Source organism: Bradyrhizobium sp., from assembly GCF_049798375.1.
Classification (GTDB): Bacteria; Pseudomonadota; Alphaproteobacteria; order Rhizobiales; family Xanthobacteraceae; genus Bradyrhizobium.
The window spans coordinates 1-2,010 of the sequence record NZ_JBARGP010000438.1; the positions used below are offsets into that span (position 1 = coordinate 1).

Genomic DNA, 2,010 nt, shown 5'->3' on the forward strand with positions numbered 1-2,010 from the left:
ATCGCACGCAACGTCGAGGAAGCCGCGACCGGCACCGCAGCGGTTACGCGCGAGATCGTCGATGTCCGCGCAGTGGCAGGCGAGACCGACGCCGGCGCCGAAGCCGCGCTTGCGGTCGCGGCCGCGCTGCAGGAGCAGGCGGTGTCGCTGAAGGGCAATGTCGCCGACTTCCTGAAGACCATCCGCACCGCGGCCTGAGGCCGTAGCATGGCGGGGCCGCGTGGCAGCCCGCCACGCGGTCGGCGCTGCGGTGGAGAGTTCCTCCCGACGATATGCAGCGACGATCGGTAAGCCAGCTGCCGACCCGCGTCGTCGGTTGCGGTTGTGTATGGGCCGCCGACCTTCGCCATATTGTCAATGACCGGCCATACGATTCCCCGCGACATCCCGGCCGAAAAGTTGCAACAAAGGCGGCGTGAGCAGGGCACCTCGTCGGGCGCGACACAGACGTGCCAACACAGACGTGCCGCAAGGCTCGCAGATGCAATTGCCGGAGGACACCTCATGATCCGCTGCGTTCGCCTCGTGATGGCGGCATGTCTGACCTTGGTCGCCATGGCGACCGCCCACGCCGACGAGCCGCTGAAGGCCAGGATCGGCGTGCTGCGCCTGTCGTCCTCGGCGCCGGTGTTCATCGCGCAGGACAAAGGCTATTTCCGCGAGGCGGGCCTCGACATCGAGCTGAAATTCTTCGATGCGGCGCAGCCGATAGCGGTTGCGACAACCTCCGGCGATGTCGATTTCGGCGTCACGGCTTTCACCGCCGGGCTCTACAATCTCGCCGGCAAGGGCACTTTGAAGGTGATCGGTGGCATGAGCCGGGAGAAGGCGGGCTACCCGCTGATCGGCTATTTCGCAAGTAACAAAGCTTATGAGGCCGGGCTGAAAGCGCCGAAAGACCTCGACGGCAAGCGCATCGCCGTCACCCAGGTCGGATCCAGCTTCCACTATTCGCTCGGCCTGCTTGCCGACAAATACGGTTTCAAGCTGTCCGACGTGAAGATTGTGCCGCTGCAGTCGCTGTCGAACGCGGCGGCGGCGCTGAAAGGCGAGACGGTCGATGCGGCGCTGCTGCCGGTCTCGACCGCGCGCAAGCTGATGGATGATGGCGGCGCGAAGCTGATCGGCTGGGTCGGTGACGAGACGCCGTGGCAGCTCGGCGCCGTGTTCGCCTCGCCGAAGACGCTCGCCAACAAGGCGCTGGTGACCAAGGTGCTCGGCGCATTGGAGCGCGCTGACCGCGAATATCACGACGTGATTCTGGCTTCGATGAAGGACGGCAAGGCTCCGATCACCGAGAAGACCAAGCCGCTGCTCGATATCATCGGCAAATACACCAACCTGCCGGTCGAGCAGGTGGTCGGCAATTGCGCCTACATCGATCCGGACGGCAAGCTCGACGTCAAGAATGTCGACAACCAGATCAAATGGCTGCAGGCGCAGGGTTTCGCCGACAAGGGCTATGATGCCCAGAGCATCATCGCCAAGGACTATGTGAAGCCGGATTGATCGGGCAAGGCAGCATGGACCTGATCGCCGACCATATCAGCCATCGCTTCGGTACGCTCGACGTGCTCGATGACGTGTCCTTTACGGTGGATGCCGGCGAAGTCGTCGCGATCGTCGGTCCCTCCGGCTGCGGCAAGAGCACGCTGCTCTCGATCCTCGGCGGCCTGCTGCAGCCAAGCGCCGGCGGCGCGAGCGTGCGCGGCGAACCGCCGCCGGGAAGCCTCAACCCGCTGACCTTCGTGTTCCAGGATTTCGCGCTGCTGCCCTGGTCGATGGTCGAAGCCAATGTCGAATTTCCACTGCTGCATACCCGTTTGTCGCCGCAGCAGCGGCTCGCATCGGTCGACGATGCGCTACGCCGCACCGGGCTGTTGGATTTTCGCGCCGCCTATCCGAAGCAATTGTCCGGCGGCATGCGCCAGCGCGTCGGCATTGCGCGGGCGCTTGCGGTCAGGCCCGCGATGCTGCTGATGGACGAACCGCTCTCGGCGCTGGATTCGC

2 protein-coding genes and 1 pseudogene are annotated in these 2,010 nt (G+C 64.7%); all 3 read left to right on the forward strand.

Features of this window, described 5'->3' with window-relative positions:
• Window positions 1–198 (forward strand): annotated as a pseudogene (locus WA702_RS18270) (methyl-accepting chemotaxis protein); the annotation flags it as partial.
• Between the two features lie 306 nt (window positions 199–504).
• Window positions 505–1,509: an ABC transporter substrate-binding protein gene (locus WA702_RS18275; protein WP_425111938.1), complete on the forward strand. Its 1,005-nt coding sequence runs from the start codon at window positions 505–507 to the stop codon at window positions 1,507–1,509.
• Between the two features lie 14 nt (window positions 1,510–1,523).
• Window positions 1,524–2,010, forward strand: a 487-nt coding sequence (locus WA702_RS18280; RefSeq protein WP_425111939.1) for an ABC transporter ATP-binding protein, incomplete at its 3' end; no start/stop codon positions are given.